Genomic DNA, 14,100 nt, shown 5'->3' with positions numbered 1-14,100 from the left:
AACGAAACCGGGATCGAAAGGACGTGGTGTGACCTAAGTTGGGCGGCGCCCCTCACCCCCGATCGACCGTGCCCACCATCCGTTTCGAAAAGGAAGGCCAGCAGGTTGGTTGCATCGAAGGGGCCAATCTCCGCAAGGCGGCCCTCGACGCCGGCGTGAATCCCTACACGGGCCTCAACAACCTCAACAACTGCGGTGGCCTCGGCCAGTGCGGCACCTGCGTGGTGGAGGTGGTGGAGGGGGCCCGCAACCTCTCCCCCCGCAGCGATGTGGAGGAGGTCTACCTGGCGGATCGGCCTGCGAGCTACCGCCTCAGCTGCCGCACCACCGTCAACGGTGATGTGACCATCCGCACCAGGCCGGACGCCGGTGTGGGCAAGGGCTCCAACAGCCTGGTCGGGGCCCTCAAGGCGCTGGTGGGCCGCAAGTAGGCGCGATGGCCGGCGACCTCGCCCCACTCGTCCTCTACCAGTACGCCGGCTGCGGCACCTGTCGCAAGGCGCTGGCCTGGCTGGGGGAACGGGCGATTCCCTTCGAGGCCATCGACATCACCGCCAGCCCGCCGCCCCTGCAGCTGCTGGCCGCCGCCCACGACCAGCTCGGGGGCTTCGGGCGGTTGTTCAACACCAGCGGCCAGAGCTACCGGGCCCTGGGGGCCGCCACGGTCAAGGCGATGGACCGGGACACGGCCTTGGCCGCCCTGGCGGCCGACGGGCGCCTCATCAAGCGTCCCTTCCTGGTCACTGCCTCCGGTCGGATCCTCACCGGGTTCCGTCCCCAGGACTGGGAGGAGCTGCTGGGCTAGGGGGCGTCGTTGCGACCCTCCGGCCCCTGGGCTCCCTTCACCATGATCTGGTCGAGCTCCTCGATCAGGCCCTCGATACCGGCACGGCTGATCTGGCTCAGGTAGTTGCCCTTGAACTCCTCGAGGAAGGTGCACAGCAGCTGCTGGGAGCGCTCCAGGGCCGGTCCGCTCTCCAAGGCATCGGCCAGTTCCTCCCAGAAGCGGTCGATGAACCGCTGCAGCAGCTCCAGCTGCTGGTCGTCGCGGCGGCTGAGGCGCTCGCCGGTGGTGCGGGTGAGGTCGAGCAGGCTGTCCACCATCCCGCCGGCCAGCTGGCGGCTGAGCCCCTTCTCCACCTGCAGCAGGGGCTGGAGCTGGCGCAGGCCCGGCGGCACGATCGCGTTCTGGAGGCTCTGCTGCAGGGCATGGCCGAGCACCCCCTGGAGCTCGGGGGCCAGGCGCGGGGCCACCCGCACCAGCAGCAGGGGGCCCCAGATCCGCACCAGTTCCACCAGCTCGCGCTCGTCGTTGCTGACCACCATCTGATGGCTGCGCAGGGCGCGGATCCGCATCGGCCAGCGGCGCGAGCGGATCAGCTGCTGCAGCCCGTCGATCAGCTGAAGGGCCAGCACCTCGAACAGCTCGACCGCCAGCAGGGCCACCACCGCCCGGCTGATCACGGCCCGCAGCGGTTCGATGCTGATCAGGCCGCTGGTATGGAGCCGCTCCAGCACCGGCACCACCCGCAGCCAGCGCCAGAAGGGCAGCAGCAGGGGCAGGTCGATCCAGCGCCGCAGCAGGGCCCGGCCCCAGCTGAGGCCCGGCAGGCGGCGGCGCAGCCGGATGGCCCGCAGCAGGATGTCGAGGGCGAAGACGCTCTGGAACAGGAGCAGGTCGTAGCGCCAGAAATGGTCGGTGGGGCGGCCGTTCTCATCGATCGAGCGCCAGTAGGTGGTGGCCACCAGCGGCAGCACCTGCTGGCGCCAGAACAGCCGCTCCTGCGGCCAGGGATGGGCGTCAATCCATTCCGGGCTCAGCAGGACCGCCGCCGCCTGCTTGGCCGAGTCCCGGTCGGCGCGCTGGCGCAGGCGGTTCTTGATCTTCTCCAGGGTGCCGGAGGTGCCCGAGGCCAGCATCGGGTTGGAATCGATCATCTCGGCGGTGAGCCGCGCCTGTTCGGCCAGCAGCTGGCGCTGCATCGGGGTGACGGCACCCGTCGGGCCCTGGCCCAGGGCCGCATCCATCCGGTCGAACTGGCGCAGGTAGGCCTGGGTCTCGCGGTGCGGCTCGATCCCCTTGATCGGATCCACCCAGGGGGTGATGTCGGGGATGAAGGTGAGCGGCACCGCCAGGGGCACCGACGGCAGCGGGTAGAGATTGCGCTGCAGCCAGAAGGTGCGCAGGGGGATGTAGCTGATGTCGAAGGCCACCCAGAGCAGGTTGAGGGCGGCCCAGAGGGCCACGAAACGATCCCAGCGCCGCTCCAGCCGGCTCGAGGGCGCGGCCAGGCTCTGGTGCCAGCGTGGGCGTGCCATCGGGGACGCGGCGGGCGGGTGTGTGCCTAATCTGCCTCCCGACCATGGAACCTGCCGCACGAACCCCTTGAGCCCCTCGGATCCACCGGCCGACCCCGGCGCCCACGACGAGCCGACGCCCAGCCCGGAGCCGCAGCGTCACCAGGAGGAGCGGGAGGAGAGCCCCTGGGCCTTCTGGCGCAGCGTGCTGATCACCCTGGCGGTGGCCCTGGGCATCCGCCAGTTCCTGCTGGAGGCCCGCTACATCCCCTCCGGCTCGATGCTGCCGGGCCTGCAGCTCCAGGACCGGCTGCTTGTCGAGAAGCTGTCCTTCCGGCAGCGGCCGCCGCGGCGCGGCGAGGTGGTGGTGTTCCGCTCCCCGTACCACTTCGATCCGATCCTCACCGGCCCGACCAAGCCGGGGGCGCTGCGCTGCCTGTTGGTCAACCTGCCCCTGATCGGCTCCCTGCCGGGGATCCAGCAGCCGGCCTGCGATGCCTACATCAAGCGGGTGATCGGCCTGCCCGGCGAGCGGGTGGTGGCCGACCCCCGCGGCCGGGTCAGCATCAACGGCCGTCCCCTCGACGAGCCCTACGTCAGGAACTACTGCCCGGTCGATCGTCAGGGGGTCGGACCCTGCCGCACCATCGACGTGGTGGTGCCCCCCGGCCACCTGGTGGTGATGGGCGACAACCGGGCCAACAGCTGGGATGCCCGCTTCTGGCCCGGGGGGCCGCTGCTGCCCGAGAGCGAACTCATCGGCCGGGCCTTCTGGCGCTTCTTCCCGTTCAGCTCGGCCGGTCCGCTGCCAGAGCCCAACGCGCCGGATCGCTGAGCCCGCAGGCCAGCACCCGCCCCTGCAGCGGTCGCCCCCGGCAGGGCCGGTTGGCCGCCAGGGAGCCATCGGGGGCCTCTTCCCAGCGCCAAGAGCGGCAGGGATCGAACAGCAGCCACTGCGCCGTGCCGGCCTCCAGGACCGGCTCCGGCAGGCCCAGGAAGCGGGCCGGTCCCCAGCAGAGGGCCTGCCAGAGCTGCTCCGGCCGCCAGCTCCGGCATCCCACCAGTTCCTCCCACAGCAGCGGCAGCACCAGACCGTGGCCCGCCACGCCGGGGCGGCGCTGGTCGAGGGGCAGCAGCTCCTCCTCCGCATCCAGGGCGATGTGGTGCACCGCGACGGCGCTGATGACCCCGTCGGCCAGGCCGTCGATCAGGGCGCGCCGATCAGCCGGCCCCCCCAGGGACGGCTCCACCAGCCAGCCCTCGTCGGCGGGATCGAGGCCACCGCTGTCGGCGACCAGGTGCCACCAGCCCACCGAGGCCATGGGCGCCTGGCCATGGCGCCGCAGCCGTGCCACCGCTTCGGCGGTGGAGACGTTCATCAGCCGCAGGTTCGCCGCGGGCAGGTCGTCGGCCAGGGAGAGCAGGGTCTCGAGGGGGAGGGTCTCGCTGCCGGGGGGATCGAGGGGCCAGCCCGCCCGCAGGGCCTCCACCCGCTCCCGCACGAAGCCGCGCCGTGCCAGGGCCCCGTCCCGGGGCGGCAGCAGCACCGGCCGGTCCCCCATCTCCCCGAGCCGCAGGCCGCGCTCCAGCAGATCGAGCGGCGGCAGGGCCGCCCCGGCCGCCAGGCCGCAGGCGCCGGCGGCCAGCTGGTCGCCGTGGGGGGCCAGGTCCCGGTCGAGGCCGTCGACGCTGAAGCTGCCCCAGGTGAGCAGCCGCATCGGGTCCGGCCAGCTCCAGGCCAGCCGCTCGGGCCGATCGCGCCAGCTGGAGGCCCACGGGAGCAGGGCCACGATGCCGTAGCCGCCCGAGGCGGCGGCCTCCCGGAGGCTGGCCAGGGTTTCGGCCCGCCCCTGCAGGGGGTCCTCCAGCACGCTGTGGGGATCCACCAGGGCCGGTGCCAGCCAGCAGCCCTCGGCGTCGAACGGGGCGACGCCGGCCGCCCCCAGGACCACGTCCGGCTCCGGGTCGATCGCCCGCAGCACCCCGTCCTCCAGCAGCACATCGGCCCGTCGCGGCGGCCGCCCCGGGGCCTCCAGCAGAGTCACCCCGCGGATCAGCAGCTGACGGACCATGGCAGGGGGCCTCGGTGGGATGGGCCGGCTAGAGGGCGCCGGCGGCCGTGCGATCGATCACGCCCCCCAGATGGGCGGTGAGATTGAGGGCACTGACCACCGGCGGCGCCGTCGCCCCCCGGGGATAGTCGATCACGGTCACGCCGCCGTTGCCCTGCTTGATGGCCCAGATGTCGGCGGGGGTGAGGCCGAGCAGGGCGCAGAGGATGGTCTTGTTGACCGCATCATGGGCGACCACCAGGGCCGTCTCCCGGGGATCCAGCCCGGCGACGATCCGGTTCCAGGCCGCCAGCGACCGGTCCCACACCCCGCCGATGGTCTCCCCTTCCGGCATCTGCACGGTCTCGGGGGTGCGCTTCCAGGCGGCGAGCAGGTCGGGCCAGCCGGCGGCGATCTCGCTTTCCAGCCGGCCCTCCCAGAGGCCGTGGCCGATCTCCCGCAGCCCCCGGGCGGTGGTGAGCGGCACGCCGGGATGGGAGCCCAGGATCACCTCGGCGGTGCGCAGGGGGCGGGCCATGTCGCTGCTGTAGGCGCGCTGCAGCGGGATCGGGGCCAGAAAGGCCCGCGCCGCCTCCGCCTGGGCCAGGCCGTGGGCGTTGAGGGGAATGTCGATCTGGCCCTGGAAACGGCCCTCCCGGTTCCAGTCGGTCTCGCCATGGCGCACCAGCAGCAACCGGCACCCAGGTCCGGCCGGGGGCAGGGCCGTGCCCAGGTGGGCGGTGCCGTTGAGGGATTCCAGCTGCACCGAAGGCCGCCCGCCCTCGCCGCGGACCAGGTTGAGCACCGAGATGGAGGCGTTGTCGAGCCTGAGGCGCAGGAAGCCGCTCGCCGGCAGGCCGAGCAGGTGCAGCACCAGGCAGCGCAGGATGGCGTTGTGGGCCACCACCAGCACGGCGTCGTCATCACCGTGGCGGGCCAGCAGGCCATGGGCGAAACGGCCCGCCTGCTCCAGCAGCTCGGGCACCGGGCGGTAGGTGGAGCCGTCGGGCCGCCGCAGCTCCATGGTCTCCGGGGCCTCGCGCCAGCGGCGCTCCTGCTCCGGATCGACGGCCCGCAGCTCGCTGCGCAGCAGGCCGCTCCAGGGCGCCAGATCGATCTCCAGCAGATCGTCGTCGTAGACGGGGGCCAGCGGCGAGCCGTGGCGGGCCAGCAGGGCGGCCGTGGTGGCGCTGGCGCGCTGCAGCGGCGAGCTGTAGACGGCGGTGAAACCGAGCTCCGCCAGAGCCTCCCCCGTGCGACGGGCCTGGCGCTGCCCCTCCTCGGTGAGGTTGGAGAGGTCGTCACGGCCCTGGATGCGGTGCTCCAGGTTGAAGCTGCTCAGCCCATGGCGGACCAGCACGATGCGAAGGGGCAAGGTGCTTGTGGCGCAGGCGAGGCCATCGTATGGGACGGGCGCAGGGGAGAATCAGCACCCATCGCCGCCGAGGTGGTCCGGTTGAACGGAACCCCTTCCCGATCCGGACCGCCCGCCTCCCCACCGGGCTGGAAGAGTCTGCTGGCCCTGCTCAGCCTGGCGCTGTGCGGCCTGCTCTGGGTGGGCGGCCTGATCGACAGCCTCGAGCGCCCGTCGGTGGTCGATTCCCTCAGCCTGCGGCAGCTCGAGCTGACCGCCCTGGCGGCCGAGGCCGTCCCGGCGGAGCTGCGGCCGCTGCTCACCGGGGAGGATCCGCGGCGGGAGCTGGGCCATGAGCTGCGGCGGCAGATGGAGGCCGCCGAGGAGCCACCGCTGGCCCTGCGCCGCCTCGAGAGCGCCCTGCTGGAGCGCGACGCCGGCAGCGCGGCAGCCCTGGACGAGGACACCGAACTGAGGCAGCTGGCGACCCAGGTGGACGCCGTGCGGCGTCCCCTGATCCAGGCACTGCTCGACGGACGGCCGGTGACGGCGGAGCAACGCCGGCAGCTGCTCGCCCCCTGGTCGGCGCCGCTGATGGTGCAGCAGCTGGTCTGCGAACAGCTGCCGGGGGACCCGGGGGCCTGTCCGGCGGAGGAGCGGTCCCTGCGGCTGCTGCTCATGCTGCTGGCGGTGACCACCCTGCCGGCCCTGTTCCTGCTGGTGGGGGCCGCCCTGCTGCTGCGTCAGGGCTGGCTGGCCTGGCGCGGCCGGCTGGCCGCCGCGCCGCCGCTGGTGGGCCCGCCCCTGAGCCCCGTCGATGTGACCCTGCTGATCGCCGGCGGCTTCGTGGTGCTCGGCGAAGTCGTCGTGCCGATGGTGGTGCAGCCGCCGCTGCAGATCGCCCTGCAGCGCCTGGCGGCCCCCAGGGCCCTCAGTCAAGGCATCGAAGTGCTGGTGCTCTATGCCGCCTTGATGGCCGCCCCGCTGCTGCTGCTGGCCCTGATGCTGCCGCGCCGGGGGACCCCTCCGGCGGGGGGCTGGCTGCAGTGGCGGTGGCGGCCGGCCCGCTCGGCCCTCGGTGGTGCGCTGGCCAGCCTGCTGATGGTGCTGCCGGTGGTGACGGCCTCGAGCTGGGCGATCGACCGGATCTGGGCCGACCCTGGGGGCAGCAACCCCCTCCTCGACCTGGTCCTGACCAGCGCCGACCCGCTGGCGCTGGCCTGTTTCGCCGTCACCGCCCTGGTGGTGGCGCCCCTGTTCGAGGAGGTCCTGTTCCGGGGCGTGCTGCTGCCGGTGGCGGGCCAGAGGCTCGGCGGAGCCGGCGCGGTGGTGCTGAGTGCCTCCGTGTTCGCGATCGCCCACCTGAGCCTGGCGGAACTGGCCCCGCTGTTCGTGCTCGGCCTGGGCCTCGGCTGGCTGCGCTGGCGCAGCGGCCGGCTGGGCAGCGCCGTGCTGATGCACGCCCTCTGGAACGGGATGACCTTCATGAATCTCCTCTTTCTCGCCGACTGACGGCGCTTGCTGCGGTCCCCGATGGGTGGTTCACTTGCGCAGTGCCTATCAGGTCCCTTGGCCGCCTCCCCCGCCCCACGCAGCCAGTCCCCGCTGCCGAATCCGAGGTCCCTGCAGCGGCCCCTGCAGCTGATCGAGGGGTCCCTCTCGGCGCGCCGGATCGAACGCCAGGCCCCCTGGCTGGCCGGCCTGCATCGGATCAGCAGCGGCGCCCTGGTGGGACTGGGCTTGTCCATGCTCGGCCTGAGCGCCCTCACCCTGCACTGGCAGAACCAGTGGGCGCACAGCTTCGCCAAGCTGGAGGCCTCCAAGACCCTCGAGCACCGCATGCAGGAGTCCTCCGCCCTGCTCGAGCAGCATCACCTCAGCCTGGTGCGGCGTCCCGGCCTGCTGGAGCCCACCAGCAGCGCCAAGCTCATCCATCTGCCTGAACCCCGCAGCAGCCGCCCCCGCGCCCCCCTGCCGCTGCTCGCCGGCTTCCAGCTGCGCGCCATCCCGGCCGGCTACTGATGCCCCCCGCCTCCCGTTCCGGGCCCGGCGAGGGCCGCCCCCCGGTGGGGGCCGCCGGGGGTGGACGCCGCCCCAGGGGAGCGGCAACGCGGCGGGTGGTGGAGATCCAGCCGATCCCCACCACCCGCATGCTCACGGTCTACGTGCTGCTGTGCGCCGCCCTGGTCGGGCTGGCGGGACGGCTGGCCTGGCTCCAGGTGGTGAAATCCCCCGAGCTTCAGGCCCGGGCCAGGGCCATCCAGACCCATGCGGTCACGCCCATCGGCAAGCGGCGCACCATCGTCGACCGGATGGGCCGGCTGGTGGCCCTCGATGAGGAGCGCTTCACCCTCTGGGCCCACCCGCGTTACTTCAACCTTCCCGGCGACGAGCCCCAGCAGGTCCGTCCCCCCGCCGACGTGGTCAGGGAGCTCTCCAAGGTGCTGGCCCAGCCGCCGGCCGACCTGCTGGAGACCATCGGCAGCCGTCGCAGCGGCGTCAAGCTCGCCACCGGCCTGGATCCGGAAACGGCGAACCGGGTCAAGGAGCTGGGCATCAGCGGCCTCGACCTGGAGGCCTATCCCCAGCGCGTCTATCCCCAGGGCTCCCTGTTCGCCAACGTGGTGGGCTTCCTCAACCTGGAGAGGGTGGCCCAGGCGGGCCTGGAGCAGAGCCGGGACCGGGACCTGCGCCGCCAGGAGGTGACCCTGAGCATGCGCCGTGGCGCCGACGGCACCCCCCTGCCCGACGGCCTCCAGGCCGGGGCGCTCTACGGCGACGACCTGCGGCTGCAGCTCACCCTCGATGCCCGTCTCCAGCAGGTGGCCCAGCAGGCCCTGACCAAGCAGGTCAAGCAGTGGCGGGCCAAGCAGGGCGCGGCCCTGGTGATGAATGCCCGCAACGGCGAGATCCTGGCCCTGGCCTCCACCCCCACCTACGACCCCAACCGGTTCTGGAGCTACAGCCCCGCCCTGTTCCGGGAATGGTCGGTGCAGGATCTCTACGAACCCGGCTCCACCTTCAAGCCCATCAACCTGGCCCTGGCCCTGCAGGAGAAGGCGATCCGCCCCGGCGACAAAGTGAACGACGTGGGCCAGCTGACGATCGGTGGCTGGCCGATCTTCAACCACGACCGCCGCGCCAACGGCGTGATCGACTTCCCCACGGTGCTGCAGGTGTCCAGCAACGTGGCGATGGTGAAGGCCATGGCCCAGGTGAAGCGCGATCGCTTCTGGCACTGGCTGCGGGCCTTCGGCATCGACGAGATGCCGGACACCGACCTGCCCGGGGCCGTGGCCGGCCAGCTCAAGAGCCGCAGCGAGTTCACCTCGGCGCCGATCGAGCCGGCGGTCGCCGCCTTCGGCCAGGGTTTCTCCCTGACCCCCCTCAAGCTGCTGCAGCTGCACGGGATGCTCGCCAACGGCGGCCGGCTGGTGAGTCCCCACATCACCCGCGGCCTGCGTTCCGGCGATGCCCTGGCCAGCGCCACCGCCCCCACGGGCGTCCAGCTGCTGGATCCGGCCGTCACCCGCACCGTGGTCAAGTGGATGGAATCGGTGGTGGAGAACGGCAAGGGGATGAAGATCCCCGGCTACCGGATCGCCGGCAAGACGGGCACGGCCCAGAAGGCCCGCAACGGGGTGTACATCCCCGGAGCGCGGATCTGCAGCTTCGTGGCGATCCTGCCGGCGGAGGATCCCAGCTACGTGGTGCTGGTGGTGGTGGACGAACCCCAGGGGGGCAATGCCTACGGCTCCACCGTGGCCCTGCCGGTGGCCCGGCAGATCGCCGAGGCCCTGCTGGTGATCGAGAAGGTGCCCCCCAGCCAGCCCACCGCCCGCCTCACCGCCAAGGCCGGCCGCTCCTGAGCCAGCCTGTCCTCATTCCCACAACCCCCGTGCATCGCCGTGGGGGGCCATGGCTAGCGTCAAGGCCAGCAGACAACGCGCCCGACACCGTTCCACGATGGCCAACCTTCTCGAACAACTGGCCGCCATGACCGTGGTCGTGGCCGACACCGGCGACATCGACGCGATCCGCCAGTTCACGCCGCGGGATGCCACCACCAATCCGTCCCTGATCCTGGCCGCCGCCCAGATCCCCACCTACCAGGAGCTGATCGACCGCTCCCTGCGCGAATCCCGGCAGGTGATCGGTGCCGAGGCCCCCGCCGAGGACGTGGTGCGCGAGGCCATTGACGAGATCAGCGTCACCTTCGGCAAGGAGATCCTCAAGATCGTCCCGGGGCGGGTGTCCACCGAGGTGGATGCGCGCCTCAGCTACGACACCGAGGCCACCATCACCAAGGCCCGCAAGCTGATCGGCCTCTACGCCCAGGCGGGCATCGGCACCGACCGGGTGCTGATCAAGATCGCCTCCACCTGGGAGGGCATCAAGGCGGCGGAGGTGCTCGAGCGTGAGGGCATCCACTGCAACCTCACCCTGCTGTTCGGCTTCGCCCAGGCCGTGGCCTGCGCCGAGGCGGGCATCACCCTGATCTCGCCGTTCGTGGGGCGCATCCTCGACTGGTACAAGAAATCCACCGGTCGCGACAGCTATCCCGGGGCGGAGGATCCGGGTGTGCTCTCGGTGACGCGGATCTTCAACTACTTCAAGACCCACGGCTACGGCACCGAGGTGATGGGCGCCAGCTTCCGCAACATCGACGAGATCGTCGAACTGGCGGGCTGCGACCTGCTGACCATCTCCCCGGCCCTGATGGACCAGCTGCGCCAGAGCGACGCCCTGCTGGAACGCCGCCTCGATGCCGCCCATCCGGGCGCCAGCGAAGAGCGGATCCATATCGACGAGGCCACCTTCCGCACGATGATGGCGGCGGATGCCATGGCCAGCGAGAAGCTCGATGAGGGCATCCGGGGCTTCTCCAAGGCGATCGAGACCCTCGAAGGCCAGCTGGCCCATCGCCTGGCCGTGATCGAGGGCGGGGCCGCCTTCACCCATGCGGTGCACGAGATCTTCCTGCTCAACGATCTCGACGGCGACGGCTGCATCACCCGGGAGGAATGGCTCGGCAGCGATGCCGTCTTCGATGCCCTCGACACCGACAACGACGGCCGCCTCGCCCCCGAGGATGTGCGCGGCGGCCTGGGAGCGCCGCTGGCGATCAGCCGCTGAAGCCCGGGCCGCCCGCCGCCGCCCCTGCCTTGATCGGTTGTTCACCTTGATGGGCAAGGATGGATTCCCCCCCTGTTCGCGCATGGCCCACACCGTCCACGCCCTCGACACCATGCGCGCCCTCGCCGACAAGGGTGAGGTGCGGGACGTCGAGGCGGGTTCCGTCATCTTCCGGGCCGGGGAGCCCGGTGACTGCATGTTCGGCCTGCTGGAGGGGACGGTGCGGCTCAGCTGGAACGCGGATGCCGGCCACGAGGACATCCAGGCCGGCGACGTCTTCGGGGCCGGGGCCCTGGTCACCCAGGACCATCGCCGCTACGGCCATGCCACGGCCCTCACCCCCTGCCGGCTGCTGGTGATGAACCGCGAGAAGTTCCTGTTCGCCGTCCAGGAGGCGCCCATGTTCGCCATCGAGCTGCTGGGCTCCATCGACCAGCGGCTGCGGGACCTCAAGGGCGCCAGCCGCTCCTGAGGGGCTGGCGGGGCCTCCGGCACCGCGACCCGTGTCGCCCCCTCAGCCCCGCTGGAACAGCAGCCGGCGGATGACCCGCTGGGCGATCTCGCCGTAGCCCATCTCCCCCGAGAGGATCTGGGCGATGCGCTGGGGCGCGGTGGGCCGCTTGATGCCGAGCTGGTAGCCCACTCGCGGCACCCGGTAGAACACCTGGGCGATGCGTTTGCCCCAGGCCATCGAATCGCCCCAGGCCTCACGCATCCGCAGGCTGTAGTGCTCCAGCGCGGCGCCATCGCCATCCAGCCAGCGGTCGAGGGCCGCCGCCGCTTCGCAGCCGCTGAGCAGGGAGGGCCGCAGGCCCTCGGCCAGGAAGGGATCGCAGAGCGAAGCGGCATCACCGACCGCCACCAGGCCCGGGCCATGGAGGGGGTGGTGGCCGTTCCACAGGCGCAGCTGGCCGTGGCGGCGCTCCCCCGCCGATTCCGGCAGCCCCAGGCTGGGCAGCAGGGCAGAGAGCACCGCCCCACTGTCGGCCTCCTGCTGGCCGACGAAGGTGCCCACCCCGATGCTGTAGCCGCCCCGGCGGGGAAACACCCAGCAGAAGCCGTGGTGCACCAGGCCGAACTCGAAACGGGCCATGTCGGCGGGATCGGGATCGGCCGCCACCTCCACCGACACGGTGGCGGCGAAGCGGGGCCGGGAGGGCCCCAGGCCCAGGGGCGCCGCGAAGCGGGAGCCGGAGCCGTCGGCGATCACCACGGCCCGGGCCAGCAGCCGCAGGTCCCCCGGTCCGGCGACCTCCCAGAGGCCATCGTCACGGCGCTCGATCCGCTCGGCCCGGCAGCCGTGGCGCAGCTCGCCGCCGGCCTCGACGGCCCGCTCGGCCAGGAAGGCGTCGAGGACGCTGCGGCGCACGATCCAGAACGGGGCTTCCCCCGGCAGCTCGGCCGTCACCGGATCCTCCAGGCACCAGGTGAACCGCACCCGGCGGATCACCTGGTCGACGGCGGGGGCCAGATCGAAGGGGAACCAGCGCTGCACCGAAGCGGCCATGCCGCCGCCGCAGGGCTTGGACCGTCCCGGGGGCTGGGCCTCCAGCAGGATCACCCGGCGCCCCCGGTTGGCCAGGTGGAATGCCGCCGCGCCGCCGGCGGGGCCGGCCCCGACGACGATCACGTCGGCATCGGCAGGGCTGCTCACACCTTGAGGATGTCGGCTTCCTTCTCCGCCAGGTGCTTCTCCAGCTCGGCGATGTAGCGATCGGTCAGCTTCTGGACCTTCTCCTGCTCGTCATGGCTCTGGTCCTCGGAGAACTCGCCGTCCTTCTCCTGCTTCTTGATCCGCTCGATTCCCTCCCGCCGCAGGTTGCGCAGCCCCACCTTGCCCTCCTCGGCGTACTTGGCGGCGAGCTTGCAGAGCTCCTTGCGGCGGTCCTCGGTGAGGGGCGGGATGTTGATGCGGATCACCCGGCCGTCGTTGTTGGGGGTGAGGCCCAGGTCGCTCATGGCGATGGCCTTCTCGATCAGGGCCATCGAGCCCTTGTCGAAGGGCTGGATCTGGATCGTCTGGGCGTCGGGGGTGGAGATCGTCGCCAGCGACTTGAGGGGCGTTTCGGAGCCGTAGTACTCGACGGTCAGCTTGTCGAGCAGGGAGGGGTTGGCCCGACCGGTGCGGATGGTATTGAAGGTGCGCTGGGTGGCTTCCACCGACTTGCGCATGCTGGCTTCGAGATCCATGGCAGGGGAAGGGTGGTGGGGAGGGGACGTCAGCGGGGGGGCGCCGGCACGATGCTGGTGCCGATGGGCTCACCGGCCACCGCCCGGCCGATATTGCCCGAGCCGAACAGGTCGAAGACCACGATCGGGATGGCGTTGTCCTTGCACAGGGCGATGGCGGTGCTGTCCATCACCTCCAACTCGCCGCTCAGCACGTCGAGGAAGGTGAGGGTCTCGTAGCGGACCGCGTCGCTGTGCTTGGCGGGGTCCTTGTCATAGACCCCGTCCACCTTGGTGGCCTTGAAGATCACGTCGGCGTTGATCTCCGCCGCCCGCAGGGCGGCGGTGGTGTCGGTGGTGAAGAAGGGGTTGCCGCAGCCGGCGCCGAAGATCACCACCCTGCCTTTTTCCAGATGCCGGATGGCCCGGCGGCGGATGTAGGGCTCGGCCACCTCCTGCATGGAGATGGCGCTCTGGACGCGGGTGGGCACCCCGGCCCGCTCCAGCCCGTCCTGCAGGGTGATGGCATTCATCACCGTGGCGAGCATGCCGACGTAGTCGGCGGTGGCCCGGTCCATGCCCGCCGCCGAGCCCTTCAGGCCCCGGAAGATGTTGCCGCCGCCGACGACGATCGCCAGCTGGGTGCCGCCGGAGACCACCTCGACCACATCCTTGGCGATCGATTGAACGATGGCGGGATCGATCCCATAGCCCTGGTCACCCATCAGCGCTTCACCGCTGAGTTTGAGGAGAACGCGCCTGTAGGCCATCGACTCGTGCGATCGGCCGAACAGTAGCAACCCCTCCCGCGCCGCCACCAGGTTGCCGGCGCCGGCGACTGCCGCTTCACTGCCGCAAAGGAGCACCGCCATGGCCGTCGACCCGCCCGGATGTCCCGTCCCCCGCAGCCCCCGCGGCAGTGACGTCATGGCCCGGCTGACGATCTCGGCCCTGGACCGGGCCAGCGGCAGCCCGGGGTTCTGGGGCGAGCCGGAGGTGCACCGGGCCCTGCTGGTCAGCGGGCTGTCGGTGCTGGTCTGCAGCCTGGCCCGGCTGCGGGCCGACCTGGACTGACCCCGGCTCTCCAGGAGA

At 71.7% G+C, this 14,100-nt stretch carries 15 protein-coding genes; 9 read left to right on the top strand and 6 right to left on the bottom strand.

Annotated features, from left to right (window positions below; translation table 11 throughout):
• The first annotated feature begins 68 nt into the window (after positions 1 to 68).
• Together KBZ08_RS01460 and KBZ08_RS01455 are read left to right on the top strand one after the other, a co-directional pair.
• Positions 69 to 431 carry a 2Fe-2S iron-sulfur cluster-binding protein gene (locus KBZ08_RS01460; protein WP_015107747.1) on the top strand — a complete coding sequence of 121 codons (363 nt, stop codon included), beginning with the start codon at positions 69 to 71 and terminating at the stop codon, positions 429 to 431.
• A 5-nt stretch (positions 432 to 436) separates the two neighbouring features.
• Positions 437 to 805, top strand: coding sequence for a Spx/MgsR family RNA polymerase-binding regulatory protein (locus tag KBZ08_RS01455; protein WP_254970791.1), 369 nt, complete (start codon positions 437 to 439; stop codon positions 803 to 805).
• Here KBZ08_RS01455 and KBZ08_RS01450 read toward each other — a convergent pair.
• Entirely contained in the window at positions 802 to 2,319 is a 1,518-nt protein-coding gene (locus KBZ08_RS01450) for a hypothetical protein (protein ID WP_254970790.1), read from the bottom strand. The two genes, KBZ08_RS01455 and KBZ08_RS01450, sit on opposite strands and share 4 nt — an antisense overlap.
• Before the next feature lie 67 nt (positions 2,320 to 2,386).
• Between KBZ08_RS01450 and lepB the strand changes: the two genes are divergently transcribed.
• Positions 2,387 to 3,133, top strand: coding sequence for a signal peptidase I (gene lepB / locus KBZ08_RS01445; protein ID WP_106221330.1), 747 nt, complete (start codon positions 2,387 to 2,389; stop codon positions 3,131 to 3,133).
• On the opposite strand, the gene KBZ08_RS01440 is transcribed toward lepB, so the two are convergent.
• Together KBZ08_RS01440 and KBZ08_RS01435 are read right to left on the bottom strand one after the other, a co-directional pair.
• Positions 3,087 to 4,370 (bottom strand): dihydroorotase, encoded by a 1,284-nt coding sequence (locus tag KBZ08_RS01440; protein ID WP_254970789.1) that lies wholly within the window; start codon positions 4,368 to 4,370, stop codon positions 3,087 to 3,089. The two genes, lepB and KBZ08_RS01440, sit on opposite strands and share 47 nt — an antisense overlap.
• A 28-nt stretch (positions 4,371 to 4,398) precedes the next feature.
• Entirely contained in the window at positions 4,399 to 5,724 is a 1,326-nt protein-coding gene (locus KBZ08_RS01435) for a histidine phosphatase family protein (protein ID WP_254970788.1), read from the bottom strand.
• A 72-nt stretch (positions 5,725 to 5,796) separates the two neighbouring features.
• Between KBZ08_RS01435 and KBZ08_RS01430 the strand changes: the two genes are divergently transcribed.
• The 5 genes from KBZ08_RS01430 (at position 5,797) to KBZ08_RS01410 (ending at position 11,311) form a co-directional block, all read left to right on the top strand.
• Positions 5,797 to 7,215: a CPBP family intramembrane glutamic endopeptidase gene (locus KBZ08_RS01430; protein ID WP_254970786.1), complete on the top strand. Its 1,419-nt coding sequence runs from the start codon at positions 5,797 to 5,799 to the stop codon at positions 7,213 to 7,215.
• Between the two features lie 57 nt (positions 7,216 to 7,272).
• Positions 7,273 to 7,725 (top strand): hypothetical protein, encoded by a 453-nt coding sequence (locus KBZ08_RS01425; protein ID WP_106221337.1) that lies wholly within the window; start codon positions 7,273 to 7,275, stop codon positions 7,723 to 7,725.
• Positions 7,725 to 9,572 (top strand): penicillin-binding protein 2, encoded by a 1,848-nt coding sequence (locus KBZ08_RS01420; protein ID WP_254970783.1) that lies wholly within the window; start codon positions 7,725 to 7,727, stop codon positions 9,570 to 9,572. Before KBZ08_RS01425 ends, KBZ08_RS01420 begins: the two co-directional genes overlap by 1 nt.
• A gap of 97 nt (positions 9,573 to 9,669) precedes the next feature.
• On the top strand, positions 9,670 to 10,839 hold the full coding sequence (locus tag KBZ08_RS01415; protein WP_106221341.1) for a transaldolase: 1,170 nt from the start codon (positions 9,670 to 9,672) through the stop codon (positions 10,837 to 10,839).
• A gap of 82 nt (positions 10,840 to 10,921) precedes the next feature.
• Positions 10,922 to 11,311: a Crp/Fnr family transcriptional regulator gene (locus KBZ08_RS01410; protein ID WP_015107737.1), complete on the top strand. Its 390-nt coding sequence runs from the start codon at positions 10,922 to 10,924 to the stop codon at positions 11,309 to 11,311.
• Between the two features lie 42 nt (positions 11,312 to 11,353).
• Here KBZ08_RS01410 and KBZ08_RS01405 read toward each other — a convergent pair whose 3' ends face one another.
• Genes KBZ08_RS01405 through pyrH form a run of 3 tightly spaced genes read right to left on the bottom strand, consistent with a single transcriptional unit; the run spans position 11,354 to position 13,778 of the window.
• Complete coding sequence (locus tag KBZ08_RS01405) at positions 11,354 to 12,493, bottom strand: NAD(P)/FAD-dependent oxidoreductase (RefSeq protein WP_106221343.1); 1,140 nt, start codon at positions 12,491 to 12,493, stop codon at positions 11,354 to 11,356.
• Positions 12,490 to 13,029 carry a ribosome recycling factor gene (gene frr / locus KBZ08_RS01400; RefSeq protein ID WP_015107735.1) on the bottom strand — a complete coding sequence of 180 codons (540 nt, stop codon included), beginning with the start codon at positions 13,027 to 13,029 and terminating at the stop codon, positions 12,490 to 12,492. The genes KBZ08_RS01405 and frr overlap by 4 nt, the downstream gene beginning before the upstream one ends.
• A gap of 29 nt (positions 13,030 to 13,058) precedes the next feature.
• The gene (gene pyrH / locus KBZ08_RS01395; protein ID WP_106221345.1) at positions 13,059 to 13,778 is read right to left on the bottom strand and encodes a UMP kinase; all 720 of its coding nucleotides are present in this window, start codon (positions 13,776 to 13,778) and stop codon (positions 13,059 to 13,061) included.
• 100 nt (positions 13,779 to 13,878) lie between these two features.
• Here pyrH and KBZ08_RS01390 point away from each other — a divergent pair, with 100 nt between their 5' ends.
• On the top strand, positions 13,879 to 14,082 hold the full coding sequence (locus KBZ08_RS01390; RefSeq protein WP_254970779.1) for a hypothetical protein: 204 nt from the start codon (positions 13,879 to 13,881) through the stop codon (positions 14,080 to 14,082).
• Positions 14,083 to 14,100: the final 18 nt, after the last annotated feature.

This window comes from Cyanobium sp. Candia 9D4 (assembly GCF_024346155.1).
Lineage (GTDB): Bacteria > Cyanobacteriota > Cyanobacteriia > PCC-6307 > Cyanobiaceae > Cyanobium > Cyanobium minutissimum.
The sequence above is the reverse complement of the archived record's forward strand: the minus strand, read 5'-3'. Positions and strand labels throughout refer to the sequence as shown.

Excerpts from the sequence above, each read along its gene's own strand:
- KBZ08_RS01455 (WP_254970791.1), top strand. The coding sequence starts at position 437 with ATGGCCGGCGACCTCGCCCCACTCGTCCTCTACCAGTACGCCGGCTGC.
- KBZ08_RS01450 (WP_254970790.1), bottom strand. The coding sequence starts at position 2,319 with ATGGCACGCCCACGCTGGCACCAGAGCCTGGCCGCGCCCTCGAGCCGG.
- KBZ08_RS01440 (WP_254970789.1), bottom strand. The coding sequence starts at position 4,370 with ATGGTCCGTCAGCTGCTGATCCGCGGGGTGACTCTGCTGGAGGCCCCG.
- KBZ08_RS01420 (WP_254970783.1), top strand. The coding sequence starts at position 7,725 with ATGCCCCCCGCCTCCCGTTCCGGGCCCGGCGAGGGCCGCCCCCCGGTG.
- KBZ08_RS01415 (WP_106221341.1), top strand. The coding sequence starts at position 9,670 with ATGGCCAACCTTCTCGAACAACTGGCCGCCATGACCGTGGTCGTGGCC.
- KBZ08_RS01410 (WP_015107737.1), top strand. The coding sequence starts at position 10,922 with ATGGCCCACACCGTCCACGCCCTCGACACCATGCGCGCCCTCGCCGAC.
- frr (WP_015107735.1), bottom strand. The coding sequence starts at position 13,029 with ATGGATCTCGAAGCCAGCATGCGCAAGTCGGTGGAAGCCACCCAGCGC.
- pyrH (WP_106221345.1), bottom strand. The coding sequence starts at position 13,778 with ATGGCCTACAGGCGCGTTCTCCTCAAACTCAGCGGTGAAGCGCTGATG.
- KBZ08_RS01390 (WP_254970779.1), top strand. The coding sequence starts at position 13,879 with ATGGCCGTCGACCCGCCCGGATGTCCCGTCCCCCGCAGCCCCCGCGGC.